At 72.1% G+C, this 20863-nt stretch carries 13 protein-coding genes; 4 read left to right on the top strand and 9 right to left on the bottom strand.

All coding sequences use genetic code 11. The features are described 5' to 3' along the window. Nucleotides 1-101: 101 nt before the first annotated feature. From sucD to ACFVYN_RS09240, 7 genes are all read right to left on the bottom strand, one after another. Nucleotides 102-986 (bottom strand): succinate--CoA ligase subunit alpha, encoded by an 885-nt coding sequence (gene sucD / locus ACFVYN_RS09270; protein ID WP_389994793.1) that lies wholly within the window; start codon nucleotides 984-986, stop codon nucleotides 102-104. A gap of 21 nt (nucleotides 987-1007) precedes the next feature. Continuing rightward, a complete protein-coding gene (gene sucC / locus ACFVYN_RS09265; protein ID WP_389994790.1) occupies nucleotides 1008-2186 on the bottom strand; it encodes an ADP-forming succinate--CoA ligase subunit beta in 1179 nt (392 codons plus the stop codon). 487 nt (nucleotides 2187-2673) lie between these two features. Further along, nucleotides 2674-4065 (bottom strand): hypothetical protein, encoded by a 1392-nt coding sequence (locus ACFVYN_RS09260; protein ID WP_389994788.1) that lies wholly within the window; start codon nucleotides 4063-4065, stop codon nucleotides 2674-2676. Nucleotides 4066-4237: 172 nt separating this feature from the next. Beyond that, nucleotides 4238-5269, bottom strand: coding sequence for a hypothetical protein (locus ACFVYN_RS09255; protein ID WP_389994785.1), 1032 nt, complete (start codon nucleotides 5267-5269; stop codon nucleotides 4238-4240). Between the two features lie 256 nt (nucleotides 5270-5525). Beyond that, nucleotides 5526-6797: a VWA domain-containing protein gene (locus ACFVYN_RS09250; RefSeq protein WP_389994782.1), complete on the bottom strand. Its 1272-nt coding sequence runs from the start codon at nucleotides 6795-6797 to the stop codon at nucleotides 5526-5528. 193 nt (nucleotides 6798-6990) lie between these two features. Then, nucleotides 6991-9513 (bottom strand): DUF5682 family protein, encoded by a 2523-nt coding sequence (locus tag ACFVYN_RS09245; protein ID WP_389994780.1) that lies wholly within the window; start codon nucleotides 9511-9513, stop codon nucleotides 6991-6993. Nucleotides 9514-9911: 398 nt separating this feature from the next. Beyond that, nucleotides 9912-11042 (bottom strand): AAA family ATPase, encoded by a 1131-nt coding sequence (locus ACFVYN_RS09240; RefSeq protein WP_389994777.1) that lies wholly within the window; start codon nucleotides 11040-11042, stop codon nucleotides 9912-9914. A gap of 157 nt (nucleotides 11043-11199) precedes the next feature. On the opposite strand from ACFVYN_RS09240, the gene ACFVYN_RS09235 reads away from it, so the two are divergent. Together ACFVYN_RS09235 and ACFVYN_RS09230 are read left to right on the top strand one after the other, a co-directional pair. After that, nucleotides 11200-12555 carry an SWIM zinc finger family protein gene (locus ACFVYN_RS09235; protein WP_389994774.1) on the top strand — a complete coding sequence of 452 codons (1356 nt, stop codon included), beginning with the start codon at nucleotides 11200-11202 and terminating at the stop codon, nucleotides 12553-12555. Nucleotides 12556-12596: 41 nt separating this feature from the next. Next, nucleotides 12597-14213 (top strand): DUF5691 domain-containing protein, encoded by a 1617-nt coding sequence (locus tag ACFVYN_RS09230; RefSeq protein ID WP_389994771.1) that lies wholly within the window; start codon nucleotides 12597-12599, stop codon nucleotides 14211-14213. 279 nt (nucleotides 14214-14492) lie between these two features. Here the strand turns inward: ACFVYN_RS09230 and ACFVYN_RS09225 are convergent, their stop codons facing one another. Next, nucleotides 14493-14909, bottom strand: a complete 417-nt coding sequence (locus tag ACFVYN_RS09225; RefSeq protein ID WP_389994768.1) for a cobalamin B12-binding domain-containing protein — start codon at nucleotides 14907-14909, stop codon at nucleotides 14493-14495. A gap of 570 nt (nucleotides 14910-15479) precedes the next feature. Here ACFVYN_RS09225 and ACFVYN_RS09220 point away from each other — a divergent pair. Then, nucleotides 15480-16343, top strand: a complete 864-nt coding sequence (locus tag ACFVYN_RS09220) for a lipase family alpha/beta hydrolase (RefSeq protein ID WP_389994766.1) — start codon at nucleotides 15480-15482, stop codon at nucleotides 16341-16343. Between the two features lie 361 nt (nucleotides 16344-16704). After that, nucleotides 16705-18237 (top strand): M23 family metallopeptidase, encoded by a 1533-nt coding sequence (locus ACFVYN_RS09215; protein ID WP_389995118.1) that lies wholly within the window; start codon nucleotides 16705-16707, stop codon nucleotides 18235-18237. A gap of 25 nt (nucleotides 18238-18262) precedes the next feature. On the opposite strand, the gene pcrA is transcribed toward ACFVYN_RS09215, so the two are convergent. Continuing rightward, nucleotides 18263-20746: a DNA helicase PcrA gene (pcrA, locus tag ACFVYN_RS09210; RefSeq protein ID WP_389994763.1), complete on the bottom strand. Its 2484-nt coding sequence runs from the start codon at nucleotides 20744-20746 to the stop codon at nucleotides 18263-18265. Nucleotides 20747-20863 lie beyond the last annotated feature (117 nt).

Here is a 20863-nt window from a genome sequence, read left to right as displayed (position 1 = left end):
CGCACCTGCACCCGCCCGACGCCCCGGCCCGGCACCCCGGAACGCGTCGATGGGCCCGCCCCAACCCACGGAGCGAGCCCATCGACGTGCAGCTGGGTGCTTCAGCCGGCGAGGATCTCCCGCGCCAGCTTCGCCGTCTCGGTCGGCGTCTTGCCGACCTTGACGCCGGCGGCCTCGAGGGCCTCCTTCTTCGCGGCGGCCGTGCCGGAGGAGCCGGAGACGATGGCGCCGGCGTGGCCCATGGTCTTGCCCTCGGGCGCGGTGAAGCCCGCGACGTAGCCGACGACCGGCTTCTTCACGTTGTCCTTGATGAAGGCCGCGGCCCGCTCCTCGGCGTCGCCGCCGATCTCACCGATCATCACGATCAGGTCGGTGTCGGGGTCGGCCTCGAACGCGGCGAGCGCGTCGATGTGCGTCGTACCGATGATCGGGTCGCCACCGATGCCGACGGCGGACGAGAAGCCGATGTCGCGCAGCTCGTACATCATCTGGTACGTCAGCGTGCCGGACTTCGAGACCAGGCCGATGCGGCCCGGCTTCGTGATGTCGCCCGGGATGATGCCGGCGTTCGACTGGCCCGGGGTGATGAGACCGGGGCAGTTGGGGCCGATGATCCGGGTCTTGTTGCCCTGTGAGACCGCGTACGCGTAGAACGCGGCCGAGTCGTGGACCGCGATGCCCTCGGTGATGACGACCGCGAGCGGGATCTCGGCGTCGATGGCCTCGACGACGGCGGCCTTGGCGAAGGCCGGCGGTACGAAGAGGACGGATACGTTCGCGCCCGTCTTCTCGATCGCCTCGGCGACCGTGCCGAACACCGGGATCTCGTTGCCGTCGATGTCGACGGACGTGCCCGCCTTGCGGGGGTTCACACCGCCGACGATGTTCGTGCCGTCGGCCAGCATGAGCTTGGTGTGCTTCATGCCCGTGGCACCGGTCATGCCCTGGACGATGACCTTGCTGTCCTTGTTGAGGAAGATAGCCATGGCTGTGTCTGTCCCTCTTCCTTACTTCGCAGCCGCGAGCTCGGCGGCCTTGTCGGCCGCGCCGTCCATGGTGTCCACGCGCTGCACCAGCGGGTGGTTGGCGTCGGAGAGGATCTTGCGACCCAGCTCGGCGTTGTTGCCGTCGAGGCGGACGACGAGGGGCTTGGTGACGTCCTCGCCCTTGTCCGCGAGCAGCTGCAGCGCCTGCACGATGCCGTTGGCGACCTCGTCGCACGCGGTGATGCCGCCGAAGACGTTGACGAAGACGGACTTGACGTCCGGATCGCCGAGGATGATCTCCAGGCCGTTCGCCATGACGGCGGCGGAGGCGCCGCCGCCGATGTCGAGGAAGTTGGCGGGCTTGACGCCGCCGTGGGCCTCACCGGCGTACGCGACGACGTCCAGGGTGCTCATGACGAGACCCGCGCCGTTGCCGATGATGCCGACCTCGCCGTCGAGCTTGACGTAGTTGAGGTTCTTCTCCTTGGCGGCGGCCTCGAGCGGGTTGGCCGCGTCCTTGTCCTGGAGGGCCTCGTGTCCCGGCTGACGGAACTCGGCGTTCTCGTCCAGGGAGACCTTGCCGTCCAGGGCGATGACGTCACCGGAGGCGACCTTGGCCAGCGGGTTGACCTCGACGAGGAGAGCGTCCTCCTCGATGAAGGTCTTCCACAGGGTGACCAGGACGTTCGCAACCTTGTCGGCGACCTCGGCCGGGAACTTCGCGGCCTCGACGATCTGGCGGGCGACCTCGGGGGTCACACCCACGTTGGCGTCGATCGGCGTCTTGGCGACGGCCTCGGGGCGGCTCTCCGCCACCTCCTCGATCTCCATGCCGCCCTCGACGGACGCGATGGAGAGGAAGGTGCGGTTGGCGCGGTCCAGGAGGAAGGAGACGTAGTACTCCTCCACGATCTCCGGGGCCGTCTCGGCGATCATCACCTTGTGGACCGTGTGGCCCTTGATGTCCATCCCGAGGATGTTGGTCGCGTGCTCCACGGCCTCGTCGGCGGAGGCGGCGAGCTTGACGCCACCCGCCTTGCCACGGCCGCCGACCTTCACCTGGGCCTTGACGACGGACTTGCCACCGAGGCGCTCGGTGGCTGCGCGGGCCGCCTCAGGCGTGTCGATGACTTCACCGGCCAGCACCGGTACATCGTGCTTGGCGAAGAGGTCCCTCGCCTGGTACTCGAACAGGTCCACGCGCTTCCGTCCCTATCAGTGATCTCGCGGTTCGTTGTCTGCGTGGGCGTGCCGCGAGGGCAACGTGACGTCCGACCGTGTCTGTCACAAGGGAGGCGCACACGGTGTCCGAGCGCGCGGCATGTCCGTCTCGCAGGTTATCGCTGCTTACGGGAGGCCCCTAAATCGAGGGTCACACCTGAGCGGTGATACCTGTCACATGATGCCGCGCTCACTGGCACGGCGTGCCGTGCGTGAGGGCCGGCGAGCCTTCTGCCTGGGCACGGTCGCGGGGAGCCTGCTGCCTGGGATGGGAAGGGCCTCACCGGGATGGGGTTGTCCCGGTGAGGCCCTTGGTGCAGCCCCTTTCCGACTTCTCAAGGGGCCTGGGCGGTAGATCCCCACCCCAATGGGGACCTCTCCGCCCGGTCCGTGAGGTTCCGGCAGGACAGACCGACGGCTTTCGGCCGTCCGGGGGCCCGTCACCTCACGGAGTCGGTGGTGAGGGTCAGGCGCGGTGACGGACGTCCTGCGCGTAACCCGGGGTGAGGGACTCGGCCACGCCCTGGACGCCGGTGACGGCGTGCCCGGCGAGCGGTCCCGCGGTGTCCTGCACGGTCCCGGTCAGGTCGCCGGCGAACGGGCCGACCTGCCCGGCGACGGGGGTGACCTCGCCGGCCACGCCGTACGCGAACGGAGCGAGGTCACCCGTCACGCCGTACGTCAACGTCGTGGCACTGCCGACGACCGGTTCCACCGTGCGGGTGACGGTGTCGACGACGGGCTGGACTGCTCCGGTGACACCGTGCGCGAAGACCTGGACCTGCCCCGTGACGCCGTAGGCCAGGTCGGTGGTGTGGTCCGCCACACCGTGTGCGAGTGGCGTGACGTCGCCGACGACCCCGGTCGCGAAGGGCCGGACGTCCTGCGCGACGCCGTACGCCAAGGTGCTCGCGTCCGCGACGGCTTGCCCGGCGACCGGCACCACGCCGTGCACAGCGGTGTTCACGACCGGCGGCAGCACCGCGTCGGTGGTGTCCTGGGCGACCTGCCCGACGAGACCGGTGGCGTACGGCGGCACGTCGGCGACGACAGCGCCTGCGACCGGGAGCACACCGGCGACCGTGCCGGTGGCGTACCCGGCCACGCCCTCCTGGATCCCCCCGACCCCGGCGACCGCGCCGCCGACGACCGGGGACACGTCCCCGACGACGCCGTACGCCAGCGCGGTCGCGGCGCCCACGCTGTGCCCGGCGGTTTGCACGACCCCGCCCACGGTCCGCGTCGCGACTGGCACCGCGCCGTCCACGGTGGCCGTCACGACGGGCGGCACGATCGCGGCGCCCGTCTGGTCGACGACGGGCGTAGCGTTGCCGGGGACGGCGGCCAAGGTCCGCTCCACCTCTGGGGCGAAGGCGGAGAGGGGGCCGAAGAGGTAGTCGACGCTGTGCTGAGGGGTGGTGGGGCTGGGAGCGGTGGGTGCGGCTACGTCGGAGGCCTTGGCGGCGGCTGCCTGCGCGGCGTTCGCCTTCGCCTCGGCCTGCGCGGCCCGGGCCGCCTTCGCGCCCTGGATGGCCGCGGCACCCTTCACCTTGGACACCTTCGTATTGGCGGCCTGGGCCACCCGCGGGGTGACGGTGGCCTTCGCGTCTGCGGGACGGTGGGCCTGATCGGTGGTGCCGGTTGCTGTCTTTCGCACGGTGGTGGTGACGTCGGAGACGACGCCGTCGACCGTGCCGTCGAGGGTGTCGGCGACGGTGGTGGTCGTGTCGGACGCGGTGTCCGTCGCGGCGAGGGAGCTCGCCGGGAGCTCGTCCGCGCTGGCCACGGCGGAGCCGAGTGCCCACGCACCGGTGACGCCTGCGGCTATGACGATGGAACGGCGGATGTTCTTGTTCATGAGTGCGTCAGATCCCTGGATCTTGGGAGGCCTGGAGAGGCATGGGGACATCCGGAGCCACAGGGCTCCAGGGGGGATCCGTCCGGCGATCTGAGGAGATCTGGGGGGTGTCCGAACGGCTGGGCAGACCTGTTCCGCCCCCGCGCGGCAGGTCGGCGGGGGAAGGTCTGCCCTAGCCGGGGAAGACGGGGATGTCCCGGTGCCTGTCCTGGGTCCCGGCCGCGTCGACGCTCGCGGCGGCACCGGGTACGAGCCGCAGCGGCGCCCGGTGGTCGAGGGTGACGGCATGCGCGTCGCCGTGTCGCGACGAGCCGTTGTCCACTGCCGACTTGCCGCCCAGGGCTCCGCCCCGGTTGTCGGAGGGCGCCTGGTGCGCGGGCGCGTGGGCGGTGGAGGCAGAGGTGGAGGGGGAGGTGGTGCGGTGGGCGGAGGGGCGCGCGACGGGATCGGTCACGGTGACGTGACCGGCGAACCGCGGCCCGTACACGGCACCGCCGTCCGCGGAGCCCTCGTCACCGGACGACTTCTCCGTCGCGTGATCGCCCGGCTGGGGCTGCGGCGCCGAGGTGACCGGCGCGGGCGCGGGCAAGGTCTGGCCCGGGGCCCCCGGCAGGCCCGGCACCGTGGGGGCACCCGGCACCGTCGGCAGGGTCGGCCACGACGGGGGCGCCGGGAACGCCGGCAGCGTCGGCCACCCCGGCGGCGTGGACTGCGCCGGTATCCCGACCGTCTCGGTCAACCCCGTGGTCACCGTCTCGACCAGATCACCGACCGGCTGTACGACACGGTCGGCCACGACCCCGACGACGTCCTCGGTCACCGGGCGGAGAACCTTGTCGTCGTCCGGGTGGGTGAGGGCGGGGGCGGGGGCGAGGGCGTCGATGAGGGGGTCGGTGAGGGGGTCGGTGCCGGGTGCGGGGGCAGCCGGCTGGAGGGCGCCGCCCTTTGCCGCCTCCGTCTCCGCGTCCGTGATCGTGGCCGTGTGCCTCTGCGTGGCCTTCGGCTCCGCCAGGGGCTTCACCAGCTGACCGACCGTCCTGCCCGGCAACGCTCCGATGCCGTCCGCCGCCTGCGCCTGCTCCCCGCAGAGGAAGCCGAGCAGGAACAACCCGCCCACCAGCAGCCCCACTTGCAGCGCTCGCCGCCCCACCACCGCGCGCAGCACGCGCACGCTGGCATCGGGAAAGGCTGCTGACCAGCTCAAGAGGGGCGGGTCCTTCCGTACGGCGGAACGAAGTGAAGAGAAGCGAAAAGGAACGAAGTGAAACGGAACGGCGGCCAACAGGAACGGAGGCGAAAGGGAAACGGAGGGGAAGGGTGAAGACTCTGGAGAAAGCCGATCCTTGCACGGGGTGCCCGAGGTCGCGCAAGCCCCCTGTTACCGATGCGTAGTCATGTCCGTTTTGCTGAGCGAAGCCGCAGGTCACCGGGTCGACAAATCGCCAATGGGGAGCCCGGGTTCACATCGGGTCCGGTATCGGAAGCGGCCGCTTCTCAATGGCCGCCGCCATCACCTCGGGGAACAGGTCGGGCGTGCAGGCGAAGGCTGGTGCGCCCAGCGCGGCGAGCGCGGCAGCGTGCTCCCGGTCGTAGGCCGGCGCCCCCTCGTCCGACAGCGCGAGCAGCGTCACGAACTGCACCCCGGACGCCTTCATCGTCGCGACCCGCTTGAGCATCTCGTTGCGTATGCCGCCCTCGTAGAGGTCGCTGATCAGCACCATCACCGTCTCCGCGGGCCGGGTGATCTGCGACTGGCAGTACGCCAGCGCCCGGTTGATGTCCGTGCCGCCACCGAGCTGCGTGCCGAAGAGCACGTCCACCGGGTCGTCGAGGTGGTCGGTGAGGTCGACGACCGCCGTGTCGAAGACGACGAGCCGTGTGTCGATCGACCGCATGGACGCCAGCACCGCCCCGAACACGGACGCGTAGACGACGGACGCCGCCATCGAGCCGGACTGGTCGATGCAGAGGACGACCTCCTTCTTCACCGAACGGGACGCCCGGCCGTAGCCGATGAGCCGCTCGGGCACGATCGTCCGGTACTCCGGGAGGTAGTGCTTGAGGTTGGCCGAGATCGTGCGGTTCCAGTCGATGTCGTGGTGGCGCGGCCGGCTGATCCGGGCGCTGCGGTCGAGGGCACCGGTGAGCGTGGCGCGGGTGCGGCTGGCGAGCCGCTTCTCCAGATCCTCGACGACCTTGCGCACGACGGCCCGTGCCGTCTCCTTCGTCGTCTCCGGCATCGCCTTGTTGAGCGAGAGCAGGGTGCCGACCAGGTGTACGTCGGCCTCGACCGCCTCCAGCATCTCCGGTTCGAGGAGCAGGGTGGACAGCCCGAGCCGGTCGATGGCGTCCCGCTGCATGACCTGGACGACGGAGGAGGGGAAGTACGTCCGGATGTCCCCCAGCCATCGCGCCACGGACGGTGCCGAGGCCCCGAGCCCCGCCGAACGCTCCTTCCCCGCCCGTCCCTTCCCGTCCCCCCTGCCGTAGAGCGCGGCCAACGCCCCGTCCATCGCGGCATCCTGCCCACTGAGCGCGCACCCGGTGCCATCGGCCGCCTCCCCACCCAGCACAAGCCGCCAGCGCCGCAGCCGCTCGTCGGTGGGGGAAGCGGGGGCGGGGGAAGCAGGGGTGGGGGAAGCGGCCGTGGGGGAAGCGGCCGTGGTGGCGGCGCTCGCTGCGACCGGGGTGGCAACGGGATCAACACCTGCGCGCGCCGACCGCTTCGTCATATCGTTCGGCTCCGTCGTCATGCCCGCTCCCCCGTCCGGAACCGGTCCCAGAGCGGGACCACGGCCACGCTCGTCCGCGAGCCGTGCTTCGCCCGGGACCCGGTCCTGTTCCCGAGTGCGACTTCGCGCCCGTCCCCGTCAGCGGCGGCTGCCCTGCCGGCCCCGCTCCTGGGTGTCCGCGATACCTCGGTCATCATCCCGCCGCCCCCACAAAGTCGTTGTCGTCGTCGTGCGCCAAGTGGTCGTTGTGGTCGTCGTGGTTGTCGTGGTCGTCGTCCAGGCCCAGCAGCAGCCGCACCACCGGCAGCACGGCGTCGGCCCGGTCGCTGTCGAGGTCCGCCCCGAAACCCGGTATCCCGGAACCGGCTCCCGCCGCGCTCCCCCGCTGTCCCGGGCCTCGCCGGACCAGTTCGCCCAGGGTCCGCCGCACTCCCGGCTCGTACGCCGAGAACGTACGGCGCAGCAGCGGCAGCACATCGGTGAACGCCTCCGCCGACACCCCGGTCAGCCAGGCGTCGACCAGCCCGAGCAGCCGCTCGTCGTGCACGAGAAGCATCCCGCCGCCGGACCCGCCCCCGACGAAACCCTCGATCCACGCGGCCGCGTCCCCCGGCTCCGTCCCCGGCGACAGCACGAGCCCCATGAGCCGGGCCGCCTCGTCCTGCGCCAACTCCCCGTCGTCCAGCAGCAGTCGCACAGCCCGCCCGCGAATGACACCGGGCACGGTGTCCCGCAGGGACAACACCTTGAGCACGGCCTGCCAACGGCCACGGAGACCATGGTGAGCCGGAGCCGGCGTGTCACCCCTGCCGCCCTGTGCCGGACCCGAGGTCGCGTCCTCGGGAGCCGCCGCCTCGCCCAGCAGTCCCACCGCCCCGTGCACCGCGTCCACATGGCGCCGCATCTCCTCCGCCGCCTCCGCGTCGAGCGCGGCACAGGCCGGGGGCAGGCCGACGAAGACGCGCTCGGCGAGGCCCGCGGCGACCTCCGTCAGGGCGCCGGTGTCGGTGCCGCGCACATCGCCGTAGCGCAGGGAACGGACGAGGGCGGGCAGGGCCTGGGCGAGGTGTCCGACGTCCGCGTCCAGCGCGGCGCGGTCGGCGAGGATCTGCATCACTGTGGGCAGGGCGTCGGGGAGTCCGGCCAGCAGACAGCGCTCGGCGAGGGCGGTGACGTCGGCGAGCCCCGGCGCGGACACGGCGTCCGCCTCCGCCTTGGCGGTCGCGGCGGAGAGCACGGTCGTGCCCCACACCCCCGCCTCGGCGACCCGCACCGACAGTTCCGGCTCCCACCGCAGTCGCCACGTCTCGCGGAACGTGCCCGTGCTCCCCCGCGAGGCCGCCGGCTCACCCCACGCCACGCCCAGGAGTCGCAGCCGGTGCAGCAGCCTGCTGCGCCCCGCGTCGTTCTCCTTGCGCAGATCCAGCTCCAACTCCCGCTCCAGGGCCTCCGGTTTGAGCCGCAGCCGCCGCTGGATCCGGTCGAGGTCCCGCTGCAACGGCACCGCGGGCGCCGCCTGCGGCACCTCCCCCAGGACGTCCCCGACCACCAGCCGGTCGTGCACCAGCGCCAACGGCACGTCCGAGCCGTCGCACATCACCGCCCGCACCGCGTCGGTCGTCTCGCTCAGGCCGGGCAGGGGGCGGCCGCGCATCGCCGCGAGCGTCTCGGCCAGCCGTACGGCCTCGATGACGTGCGCCGAGGACACGATCCGGTCCTCGTCCCGCAGCAGCCCCGCCACCTTGGTCAGCCACCGCTCGACAGGCCGGTCCGGCGCGCCGAACAGGTGCCCGTACCAGCCGGGCGAGTCGATCCCGGCGCCATAGCCGCTGTGCCGCGAGAGCCTGCGGTGCGTCCACGGCACCCAGGTCATGTCCGCCCTGACCTTGGGAAGCCCCTTCAGCAGGGCCTTGTCGGCGGCGACCGTGCTCCTGCGCCGCAACGCCGGCACATGCCAGGCCCCGCACACCACGGCCACGTCGTCCCCGAACTCCCGCTGCGCGGCCCGTAGTTGGAGCCGCATGTACGCCTCCCGCACGAGGTCCCGGTCGTGTCCGCCGGTCCCGTACGTCTCCCGCAGCACCCCCATCGCCTCTTCCAGCACGGTGAACGGCTCGAACACGTCGCCCTGCCCCGCTCCCCGGTGCTCGACGACGTCCTCCCACCACCGCTCGGGATCGTCGTATCCGGCAGCCTCGGCAAGCATCCCGAGCGGGTCGACACGCACGGCCTCGTGAACGGCGGGCTGATCGTCGGGAGTCGTGTCCCCACCGGTGGAAGAGGTCTCAGCTTCTCCCGGGGCGGCGTTCTCGTCGGCTGGAACAGGCCCCGTCTCGGGCCCACGCGGGTCCTCGGTGGCGGGTTCGTCCGGTCGGTCCGCCGGCCCTTCGTCCGCCACGTCCCTGCCCCACGCCAACGTGTGCGTGGCCGGCAGGTCGATGAAACGGGCCGGGACCTCGTGCTCCAGCGCCCAGCGGATCGCCACCCACTCCGGGGAGAACTCGGCCAGCGGCCAGAACGCCGAACGGCCGGGCTCGTCCACGGCATGGGCGAGCAGCGCCACCGGCGGTCGCATGTCCTCCTCGGCGGCCAGCGGAATCAACGCGTCGGCCTCGGGCGGCCCCTCGATCAGCACGACCCGGGGCCGCGCCGCGTCCAACGCCGCCCGCACGGCCCGCGCCGACCCGGGCCCGTGATGCCGCACCCCCAGCAGCAACGGCCCGGAACCCTCTCTCCGCCTCCCTTGAACGTCGGCGCCGGCCGCCCCCTCACTGCTGTGAACGCCCACGCCGTCCAGACTCCCGCCCCCGGACGCACCGCCCCGAGCCACTCCCCCGTCCTCCGGCCCTCTCACACCGGTCGCCCCCTCGTCCCCGGACCCTGCGGAGCCGCTCGCCGCCCCGCTCTCGACCTCACCCACGTCCGTCACACCGACCCCCTCCCCTCCGTGGCCACTTGGAGTCGTCCTCGCCGCCCCGCCCGGTCCCGTTGCCGCCGCCTCGCTCCACACCCGTCACGACCGTCCCCTGTCTCCGCCGTCTCCACGCCCTTGGACGACCCTCACCGAAGCCACCGCGAGGGTTCCGGTCCGCGTACTCGGCCCCGGGCCATCGCTCACGCACTGACCTCCCGGCAAGCCCGGTAGAAGTCCTTCCAGCCGTCCCGCTCGCGGACGACCGCCTCCAGGTACTCCTGCCAGATGACCCGGTCGGCCGCCGGATCGCGGACGACGGCGCCGAGGATGCCCGCGGCGACGTCCCCGGCCCGCAGGACGCCGTCGCCGAAGTGGGCGGCGAGGGCGAGACCGTTGGTGACGACCGAGATGGCCTCGGCGGTCGACAACGTGCCGCTGGGTGACTTGAGCTTCGTACGGCCGTCGGACGTCATCCCGTCGCGCAGTTCGCGGAAGACCGTGACGACCCGGCGGATCTCTGCGATGCCGTCGGGCGCGGCCGGCAGGTCGAGGGAGCGGCCGATCTGGTCGACGCGGCGCGAGACGATGGCGACCTCGGCCTCGACGCTCTCCGGCAGCGGCAGCACCACTGTGTTGAAACGGCGGCGCAGGGCGCTGGAGAGCTCGTTGACCCCGCGGTCGCGGTCGTTGGCCGTGGCGATGACGTTGAAGCCGCGCACCGCCTGCACCTCCTGGCCCAGCTCCGGTATCGGCAGCGTCTTCTCGGACAGGATGGTGATCAGCGAGTCCTGCACGTCGGCCGGGATACGGGTCAGCTCCTCCACCCGCGCCGTCATCCCCTCCGCCATGGCCCGCATCACCGGACTGGGCACGAGGGCGTCGCGGCTCGGGCCGTTGGCGAGCAGTTGCGCGTAGTTCCAGCCGTAGCGGATCGCCTCCTCCGGAGTACCGGCCGTGCCCTGAACGAGCAGGGTCGAGTCACCGCTGACCGCCGCGGCCAGGTGCTCGGAGACCCAGGTCTTCGCGGTGCCGGGCACGCCCAGCAGGAGCAGGGCGCGGTCGGTGGCGAGGGTGGTGACGGCGACCTCGACGAGGCGCCGCGGGCCCACGTACTTCGGTGTGATCACCGTGCCGTCCGGCAGGGTGCCGCCGAGGAGGTACGTCGCCACCGCCCACGGCGACAGCTTCCACCGGGCCGGGCGCGGACGGTCGTCCTGCGCGGCCAGCGCGGCGAGTTCACCGGCGAAGGCTTCCTCGGCATGCGGCCGCAACGCCTCGGCCGGTGATCCCTGCTTCGGTTCCACGTTCGTCGGTTCCACAGACACAGACATGGCTGAGGCCCCCTCCAGCTCGGCCGGTTCGGATCTGTCACCAACCGTGCACCACGCCACTGACAATGCGATCCGACCTGCGGAAACGTGCTCACGGGGGTCGCAGCGGCCATCGGTTGGGGGCCGATTGTCAGTGGGGGGATCTACCTTCGATGACATGACTCAGCAGGGGGTGCGCTGGACGGCGGATCAGGTGCTGGCACTGGCTCCTGACGCCGCCTCACGCAAAGCGGGAAGCAAACTCGGCGCGGCCGGGCCGTGGTCCGAGGCGGGGAGTTCCGACGAGGGGACGGTGTGGGGGCTGTGCAAGGGCAGTGGCAGCAAGCCGTATCAGACGGTCATCGACGTGGCGGACGCCGCGGGTCCGGCATACAAGTGCAGCTGCCCGAGCCGCAAGTTCCCGTGCAAACACGCGCTCGGGCTGCTGCTGCTCTGGGCGGGTGGGGAGGGAGCGGTGCCGCGGGGCCAGGCGCCGGACTGGGCGGAGCAGTGGACAGCGGGGAGAAGGCAGCGGGCGCAGGAGAAGCGGGCGGCGGACGCGGCCGGTTCGGCAGCCGGGGCCGGTGATCCGGAGGCGGCGCGGCGCAGGGCCGAGCGCCGGGCCACGCGGATCACGGCGGGGGCGACGGAGCTGGAGCAGCGGCTGGCGGATCTGCTGCGCGGCGGTCTGGCGGGGGCGGAGCAGGCGGGATACGGCATGTGGGAGGAGACGGCCGCGCGCATGGTCGACGCCCAGGCGCCGGGACTCGCCGGCCGTGTGCGGGAGTTGGGGTCGATCCCGTCGTCCGGTCCGGGCTGGCCGGTGCGGCTGCTGGAGGAGTGTGCCCTCATCCACCTCCTCGACCAGGGCTGGCTGCGCCGTGAGCGGCTGCCGGACGGTCTGGCGTCGACGGTCCGTTCCCGGATCGGCCTGCCCGCCTCGGCGGACGGCCCCGCGATACGGGACCGCTGGCTGGTCCTCGCCCAGTACGACACGGCGGACGCCCGTCTGACGACCCGCCGGATCTGGCTGCACGGCACGGACTCGGGCCGCACGGCCCTGCTCCTCTCCTACGGCGCGGCCGGCCGCGCTCCCGAACTGGCGCTGCCGGTGGGTCTTGAGCTGGAGGCGGAGGTGTCCGCCTATCCCGGTACCGGTCAGCTGCGGGCGGCGCTCGGCGAGCAGTTCGCGCCGCCCGCGCCCTCGGCGACCCGGCCACCGGGAGTGACGACGGAGCAGGCGGCCGCCCGCTACGGCGCGGCGCTGCGGGACGATCCGTGGCTCGACTCCGTCCCCGTGACCCTGGACCGGGTGATACCGGCCCCGGACGGGGACTCCTGGCAACTGGCCGACGCCGAGGGCGACTTGGCGCTGCCGCTCACCGCCTCCGCCCGCTCCCGTCCGGGCCTGTGGCGCCTGGTCTCGCTCTCGGGCGGAGCCCCGGTGAAGGTCTTCGGCGAGTGCGGCCACCGCGGCTTCACCCCGCTCACGGCCTGGCCGCAGGACGCGGGCGAGGCGGTGCGACTGTGCTGAACGGAACCGACCTGGCAGCCGACCGCACGGAAAGGAACCGCATGGACAGGAGCACGGACAGGACCTCCGCGCCGGACGCCTGGGAGGAGCTCGTCACCTCGGCCCTGCTCGGCACCGCGCGCCGCACGCCGCCCGGCGTGGCGCCCGGCCCCGAGGCTCCGGTGGCGTTGCTGGACGCGGCGGCCGTGGAGACCGTACGGCGGCGGGCCGGGCTCAGGCCCACGCGCGCGGCCCAGCGGCCGGACCCGGCGCCCCAGGACCCGCGCGCTCCGCTGCCCGCGGCGGCGGCCCGCCGGCTCGCGATGCTGCTCGCCGACCGGCCGGGCACGGGTGGCGGCGGCCGCAGGGGTACGGCACCGGATCTGATGGAGCTGCTCCCGCAGTGGCTCTCGACGGCGAACGCCCGCGGTTACGCGGCGCCTCCGGAGCTGCTGCCCACGTTGCTGGACGCGGCCCGGGGACGTACGGATCTGCGGCCGGCGGCGCTGGCGTTCGCGGGCTCGCGGGCCACCTGGCTCGCCCGGCTGAACCCGGACTGGCGGTTCGCCCTGCGAGCGGCGCCCGGCGGCGGAGCGGCGCTGCCGTCGTCGGGTGACACCACGGGGGTCCGACTGCTCTGGGAGGAAGGCCTGTTCGCCGAGCGGGTGGCCCTTCTCGGGGCGATACGGGCCCGCGAGCCCGCCGCGGCACGGGAGCTGCTCGCGGCGACCTGGGCGACCGAGCGGGCCGAGGACCGGCTGATGTTCCTCGACTCGCTGCGGACGGGCCTGGGGCCGGACGACGAGCCGTTCCTGGAGCAGGCGCTGGCCGACCGGAGCCGCAACGTACGGGCCACGGCCGCGGAGTTGCTGTCCGCGCTGCCGGGTTCGGCGCTGGCGGCGCGGATGGCGGTCCGGGCAGGGGCGTGCGTGGCCGTCGACCACACCGAGGACACGCCGACGCTCGTCGTCGAGGCGCCGCACGAGTGCGACTCGGGCATGGAGCGCGACGGCGTCGTACCGAAGGCGCCCTCGGGGCGGGGGGAGAGGTCGTGGTGGTTCGGGCAGTTGGTGGAGGCCGCGCCGTTGGGCGGGTGGCCGGGGCGGCTCGGTGGGCGGACGCCCGCGGAGATCGTGGCGCTGCCGGTGGCGGACGACTGGCGGAACGAACTGCACGCCGCGTGGTGCCGGGCCGCCGTACGGCAGCGGGACGCCGAGTGGGCGCGGGCGCTGCTCGGAGCCCCCGCGGCACCGGAGGCCGGGGGGCCGGGGGCGGTGTCACTGGCGGAGCGGGCCAAGCTGCTCGGCACCTTGGGCTCCTCCGAACGGGCCGGGTGGGTCGCAGGGTTCATCGCGACGCACGGGTTGTCCGAGGCGTTCCAGCTGCTGGGAGTCTGCGGGGTGCCGTGGACCGCGCCGCTCGGGCGGGCGGTGGTCGACGCGCTCAACATCGCCCGTGACGCGGGGAGTTATCCGTGGAGTTTCAGCGGGGTGATGGGGCTGGCGGAGCGGTGTCTCGATCCGGCCGAGGCGGGGCGGCTGGAGGGGCTGATGGCGGTGCCGGACGAGGGAGAGGACGCGAGTCCCGGGGCGGGGGGTTACTGGGCCGAGGCGTTCCAGCGCTTGGTGACGACCTTGCGGTTGCGAGCGGCGATGAGGGAGGAGCTGGGAGGCGCGTAGGCACGCAACGGGGTGCCAGGTCATACGGCCCGGCAGTACGGGTTCGTCGTGGCCGTTGCAGGGCGCCACGTCATGCCGTCCGGCGACTGCGGGTTCGTCGCCGCCGGCCACACCCCGCCGCGGAGCCCGCCGCCGTCACAGCCCCGCGCCCAGGCAGGGCACAGCTGGACACGCCTGACGGCACCCACTCAGGGGCGCGGGGAACTGCGCGACCAGCCCTCACCGGCCCGCACCCGGCATCCAACCGGCGCACCAGCGCGACCAGGGACCGGCGGCCCCCTACGCCCCCGTCGGCTGCCGCACATTCGCCCGCACCCAGTCCACGATCGACTGGGTCGTCGCCCCCGGCGTGAAGATCTCCGCGACCCCCTTCTCCTTCAGCAAAGGGATGTCCGCCTCAGGGATGATCCCGCCGCCGAACACCAGGATGTCCTCGGCGTCCCGCTCCCCGAGCAGGTCGATCACCGCGGCGAACAACGTGTTGTGGGCACCGGAGAGGACGGAGAGCCCGATCGCGTCGGCGTCTTCCTGGATCGCCGTGTCGACGATCTGCTCGGGAGTCTGGTGGAGGCCGGTGTAGATGACCTCCATGCCCGCGTCGCGCAGTGCCCTCGCGATCACCTTGGCTCCGCGATCATGACCGTCGAGCCCCGGCTTGGCCACCACTACGCGGATCGGACCGGCTGTCACACCCATCACTGCCTCCATGAAGCGACTGCGTCCATTCCCACCGACCGGTACCGCTCCCACCGACTAGTACCGCACAGACCGGGAACGTGAACGAACGTTATCGCCGCCATCTCGCACCATGCAGTTTCGCAGTGGGCACCGAGGGGGAAATCATATGGTGGGACACGTTCGGGAGCCGCAACGAGGTCGCCGCACCGCCGCGCCGCAAGCCGCGCGTCACGGGGGCGCGGCGCGCCGGCGACGGCACGAAGGGCACGTAGGACAGGTAAGGCACGACAGCGGGGAGCCTCGTCGCCACACCGACAGGGCGGCTCGTCACGTCACCGGCGCACCACCAGTTCCGCCAGCAGCACCGGCACCACCGATACGACCGGAACAAGCACCGGCACCGTCGGCATCGCCCGCACCACCGGCTCCGTCGGCCCGCCCGGCGGCCCCGGAACCGAGCGCCGACCGCCGTACCCACTCCCCGCGCCCCACTCGTGCCATGTCGGCGTCAGCGATCTTCGCCGCGACTCCCCACGAGCGCACACGGGGGACGGAGCTGTCCTCCCGTGTGCCGACAGGAGGTCGGCCATGAAGGTCACCAAGGCGGCGCTGCCCCTTCTCCCGCTCTGTCAGCGTCTGCTTCCCGGCAGGCTGGCGGGACTCTCCCTGGCCCTCCTGAAGGCGACCACGCTCGAGATCGCGATCCTCGCGGGACATCTCCTCCTCTATCCGTCCGGCATCGTCCAGGAGCGCCGTTCCCCCCTGCCCCCGCTCCCGGAGGACGGCGCCGCACAGCTGCCGACGGAGGCCAAGCCCCCGGTCGTCCTGCTGCACGGTTTCATCGACAACCGTTCCGTCTTCGTGCTCCTGCGCCGCAGCCTCGCCCAGCACGGCAGGCAGCAGATCGAGTCGCTCAACTACTCCCCGCTGACCTGCGACATCCGCGCCGCGGCGGAGCTCCTCGGCCGGCACATAGAGGGGATCTGCGAGCGCACGGGCAGCGAGCGGGTCGACGTCGTCGGGCACAGCCTCGGCGGCCTGATCGCGCGGTACTACGTACAGCGTCTCGGCGGCGACGCCCGGGTCCGCACCCTGGTGACGCTCGGCACCCCGCACTCCGGCACGCGGGTGGTGCCGCTGGCGAACGCGCACCCCATCGTGCGCCAGATGCGCCCCGGCTCGGAGTTGCTCGAGGAGCTCACTCGGCCGGCCCCGGGCTGCCGTACGCACTTCGTGAGCTTCTGGAGCGACCTCGACCACGTGATGGACCCGCTGGAGACCGCCTGCATCGACCACGAGGACCTGATGGTGGAGAACGTCCGGGTGAGCGGGATCGGGCATCTCGCCCTGCCCGTGCACCCCGCCGTCGCGACCGGCATACGGCAGGTGCTCGACGCCGCGCGGGCCGGGGAGGAGACGGCCGGCCGCGCAAGCGGACTGACCGTGGCGTAACGGTCGTATCGGCCACCGGACACAAGCCGCCGACAGCCCTTCACCCAGGCCGTCGACAGCGCCCCGATCAGACCTCGGACGGCGCCCCAACCAGACCTCCGACGCCGCGTCACACAGGCCTCCGACAGCACATCGACAGCCGTCGGACCGCGGACCAGCATCGAACGCTCTTCGAACACAGAGCCAAAGTCCGACCCGCGGTCCCCCGAAACACGGCCGAATGCCCGTTTCCTGCGCGCCCGAAACCAGTTGAAGATTGTCGCGCCCGCGTACCGCCGGGTACAGTCGCCGCACTGCTCTGGCAGCCCCTGTTGTCGAGGCGAAAGAGAAGTTGGTGAACGACCGTCACCCGTCGGGGACCATGACCACCCCGGCCCCGGCCTCCGACGCCGATTCGGCGCACTACGCGTCGTACGGCAACCAGGAGACCCAGTACGACGACTTCACCACGTACGGCGGCTATGACGCCACCGGTTTCGACGCCACGGGCACGACCGGCGCGCACGCCACCGGCACCTTCGCGACCGACCCGCTCTTCGGCAACATGCCGGACGACGCCACCGGTTCGTACGACGCCTCGACGTGGACCACCGGCGGTCACCAGACCCTGAACTACGACATGTACGCGGCCCAGCACCACGCCGCCTACGACACCGGCGCGTACGACGCCACGCAGTGGGGCGCCGACCAGCAGCAGCTCGCCGCGATCCCGCCGCAGGCCGGCAGCGTCGATCACAGCGGACAGTGGGACACCGGTTCCTGGCACCAGCCGGACCGGTCCACGGGCCCGGCGGACCAGACCCAGCACTGGGAATGGGGCACGCAGGCCTTCGACACCGGTGCGTACGACGCCACGCAGTGGAACTCCGACGGCACGGCGACCGACCCGCAGCCGACGGCCACCTTCGAGCAGGACGGGTACGAAGAGGGCCACGCGTACGGCGAGGCGAATCCTTACGGCGACGCCTACGCCGAACACACCTCGCACGACGGCGAGTCGAACGCCACGACGGACATCGCGGACGCCACGGACACCGCCGCCACCGGCGAGATGCCCGCCGTCCACGACGCCGACGCCCCGCTCCTGGACGACCAGGAAGAGGCACCCCGAGCCGCGGCGCCCGCCCCGGGCTCCCGCTCCGCCGCGCGCAACGCGGGCCGCTCCCGCCGCCGTATGCCCGCCAAGCGCTCCGCGCTGCTGACGATCGCCGTCCCCTCTGCGTGTGTCATGGGTGTCGCCGGGATCGCCGCCGCCTCGGTCGGCACGCTGACCGGCGACGACAAGAACACCTCGACGACTCTCGCGGACACGACCGCCGCCAAGCCGGCCGTCGCGAACGACACGTTGGACACCCAGCTCGAGAGCCTCAGGGCCGGTGCCGACGACTTCGCCGACCGGGCCAGCCGCACACAGGAACGCATCGACCTCAAGACCCAGCAACTGGCCGAGAAGAGGAAGGCGGCGGAGGAGGCGGCCCGCAAGGAGCGGCTGCGCCCGAAGTTCGCGCTTCCGGTCACGCAGCGGGGCCTGAGCGCCTACTTCGGCCAAGCCGGCGTCAACTGGATGTCCGTCCACACCGGCATCGACTTCCCGGTCTCGTACGGCACGACGGTGATGGCCGCGACCGACGGCACCGTCCGGACGCAGTGGAACAGCGCGTACGGCAACATGCTGGTCGTCACGGCGAAGGACGGCACCGAGACGTGGTACTGCCACCTCTCCAGCTACCGCGTCGCCTCCGGTACGACGGTCAAGGCCGGCGACCCGATCGCCTACTCCGGCAACTCCGGCAACTCGACCGGGCCCCACCTGCACTTCGAGGTGCACCCGGCGGGCGGTTCGGCCATAGACCCGCTGCCGTGGCTGCGCAGCCACGGCCTGGACCCGACGTAGTCCCTCGGGTCCAGGGTCCCTCGAGCTACAGCTTCTCCACCGGCGCGTACCGCAGCAGCAGCCGCTTCGGCTTGGCTTCCCCGAAGTCGATCGTGGCCTCGGCGTTCGCGCCCGTGCCCTTCACTCCGACCACCGTGCCGAGACCGAACTGGTCGTGGGTGACACGGTCGCCGACGGCCAGGGACACCACCGGCTTCTCCGAGGTCCTGCGCGTCGCGAAGCCGGACGCGCCCGACGTCGAGGAGCGGGAACGGGACGACGACAGCGACGCGGCGACCCCAGATACCGGCCCCGCGGGAGCGCCGGCCGCCCCCGTGCGCTTCCAGTCGACGTGCTGCGCGGGGATCTCCTCCAGGAAGCGGGAGGGCGGGTTGTACGACGGCTGCCCCCACGCGCTGCGCAGGGAGGACCGGGTCAGATACAGCCGCTCACGCGCGCGCGTGATGCCGACGTAGGCGAGGCGCCGCTCCTCCTCCAGCTCCTTGGTCTGGCCGAGGGCGCGCATGTGCGGGAAGACGCCGTCCTCCATGCCGGTGAGGAAGACGACCGGGAACTCCAGGCCCTTAGCGGTGTGCAGGGTCATCAGGGTGATGACGCCGGAGCCGTCCTCGTCCTCGTCGGGGATCTGGTCGGAGTCGGCGACGAGCGCGACCCGCTCCAGGAAGTCGGAGAGCGAACCGGTCTCCTCGCCCTCGCCGGACTCCTGCTCGAACTCCAGAGCCACGGCGGCGAGTTCCTGGAGGTTCTCGATGCGGGTCTCGTCCTGCGGGTCGGTGGAGGCCTGCAACTCGGCGAGATATCCGGTGCGTTCGAGGACGGCTTCCAGGACGGTCGCCGGGCCCGCGCCGGACTCGACGATCGTACGGAGCTCCTCCATCAGGACGTTGAACCGCTTCACGGCGTTGGTGGAGCGCGCGGCCATGCCGTACGCCTCGTCGACGCGCTTGAGCGCCTGCGGGAAGCTGATCTTCTCGCGCTGGGACAGGGCGTCGATCATCGCTTCGGCACGGTCACCGATGCCGCGCTTGGGGACGTTGAGGATCCGGCGCAGCGGAACGGAGTCCTCCGGGTTGGCGAGGACGCGCAGGTAGGCCAGGACGTCCCGGACCTCCTTGCGCTCGTAGAAGCGGACGCCGCCGACGACCTTGTACGGCAGGCCGACGCGGATGAAGACCTCTTCGAAGACACGGGACTGGGCGTTGGTGCGGTAGAAGACGGCGACATCGCCGGCCTTCGCGTCGCCCGCGTCGGTGAGGCGGTCTATCTCGTCGGCGACGAACTGCGCCTCGTCGTGCTCGGTGTCGGCGACATAGCCGGTGATGCGCGCGCCCGCGCCCGCGTTGGTCCACAGGTTCTTGGGGCGGCGGGACTCGTTGCGCTCGATGACGGCGTTGGCGGCGGTGAGGATCGTCTGGGTGGAGCGGTAGTTCTGCTCCAGGAGGATCGTCGTCGCGTCCGGGTAGTCCTCCTCGAACTGGAGGATGTTGCGGATGGTCGCGCCGCGGAAGGCGTAGATCGACTGGTCGGCGTCACCGACGACACAGAGCTCGGCGGGCGGCAGGTCGTGCTCGCTCGGCGGTACGTCCACCGGGTGCTCGGAGGTCCCGACCAGCTCCCTGACCAGCGCGTACTGCGCGTGGTTGGTGTCCTGGTACTCGTCGACGAGGACATGCCGGAAGCGGCGGCGGTAGTGCTCGGAGACGTCGGGGAACGCCCGGAGCAGGTTGACCGTCGTCATGATCAGGTCGTCGAAGTCGAGGGCGTTCGCCTCGCGGAGGCGCGACTGGTACATCGCGTAGGCCTGGGCGAGGGTCTTCTCGAAGCCGTCGGTGGCCTGGGCGGCGAAGTCCTCCTCGTCGATCAGCTCGTTCTTCAGGTTGCTGATCTTGGCGCTGAAGGACTTCGGCGGGTAGCGCTTGGGGTCGAGGTCCAGATCGCGGCAGACCAGGGCCATGAGCCGCTTGGAGTCGGCGGCGTCGTAGATCGAGAAGGAGGAGGTGAACCCGAGCCTCTTCGACTCCCTCCGCAGGATCCGCACGCACGCGCTGTGGAAGGTCATCACCCACATCGCGTTCGCGCGCGGGCCGACGAGCTGCTCGACGCGCTCCTTCATCTCGCCCGCGGCCTTGTTGGTGAAGGTGATCGCGAGGATCTGGCCCGGGTGGACCTTGCGCTCGCCGAGGAGGTGGGCGATGCGGTGGGTGAGCACCCGGGTCTTGCCGGAACCGGCGCCGGCCACGATGAGCAACGGGGTACCGGAGTGCACGACGGCCGCGCGCTGGTTCTCGTTCAGCCCCTCCAGGAGCGCGGCCGGGTCCACCACCGGGCGCGGGGCGCCGTCGCGGTAGTAGGCGTCCCGGTCCGGGGGCACGTCGAACTTCCCACCGAACAGGTCGTCCGGAACGGGTTCCGGCACGTGGTCGTCCTCGGGCGGCGGCGGGGGCTCCTCCGCGTGCCCGCGAGGGGCTTGGAGGTCCGCCAGGAAGCTGTCGTCAAAGAGGCTGCTCATCGCTCTCCGAGTCTAGGGTGCCCCACTGACAGCCCGCCGCCGCCCTGAGAACATCCACCGCGCGGTCACGTTCCGTGACGGACCTGGGGACTGCGTGTCACGCCCAGGGCGCCGGGG

The sequence above is a fragment of the Streptomyces sp. NPDC058307 genome (assembly GCF_042880295.1).
Lineage (GTDB): Bacteria > Actinomycetota > Actinomycetes > Streptomycetales > Streptomycetaceae > Streptomyces.
The sequence above is the reverse complement of the archived record's forward strand: the minus strand, read 5'-3'. Positions and strand labels throughout refer to the sequence as shown.

Excerpts from the sequence above, each read along its gene's own strand:
- sucD (WP_389994793.1), bottom strand. The coding sequence starts at position 986 with ATGGCTATCTTCCTCAACAAGGACAGCAAGGTCATCGTCCAGGGCATG.
- ACFVYN_RS09260 (WP_389994788.1), bottom strand. The coding sequence starts at position 4,065 with ATGAACAAGAACATCCGCCGTTCCATCGTCATAGCCGCAGGCGTCACC.
- ACFVYN_RS09250 (WP_389994782.1), bottom strand. The coding sequence starts at position 6,797 with ATGACGAAGCGGTCGGCGCGCGCAGGTGTTGATCCCGTTGCCACCCCG.
- ACFVYN_RS09240 (WP_389994777.1), bottom strand. The coding sequence starts at position 11,042 with ATGTCTGTGTCTGTGGAACCGACGAACGTGGAACCGAAGCAGGGATCA.
- ACFVYN_RS09235 (WP_389994774.1), top strand. The coding sequence starts at position 11,200 with ATGACTCAGCAGGGGGTGCGCTGGACGGCGGATCAGGTGCTGGCACTG.
- ACFVYN_RS09230 (WP_389994771.1), top strand. The coding sequence starts at position 12,597 with ATGGACAGGAGCACGGACAGGACCTCCGCGCCGGACGCCTGGGAGGAG.
- ACFVYN_RS09225 (WP_389994768.1), bottom strand. The coding sequence starts at position 14,909 with ATGGGTGTGACAGCCGGTCCGATCCGCGTAGTGGTGGCCAAGCCGGGG.
- ACFVYN_RS09220 (WP_389994766.1), top strand. The coding sequence starts at position 15,480 with ATGAAGGTCACCAAGGCGGCGCTGCCCCTTCTCCCGCTCTGTCAGCGT.
- ACFVYN_RS09215 (WP_389995118.1), top strand. The coding sequence starts at position 16,705 with ATGACCACCCCGGCCCCGGCCTCCGACGCCGATTCGGCGCACTACGCG.
- pcrA (WP_389994763.1), bottom strand. The coding sequence starts at position 20,746 with ATGAGCAGCCTCTTTGACGACAGCTTCCTGGCGGACCTCCAAGCCCCT.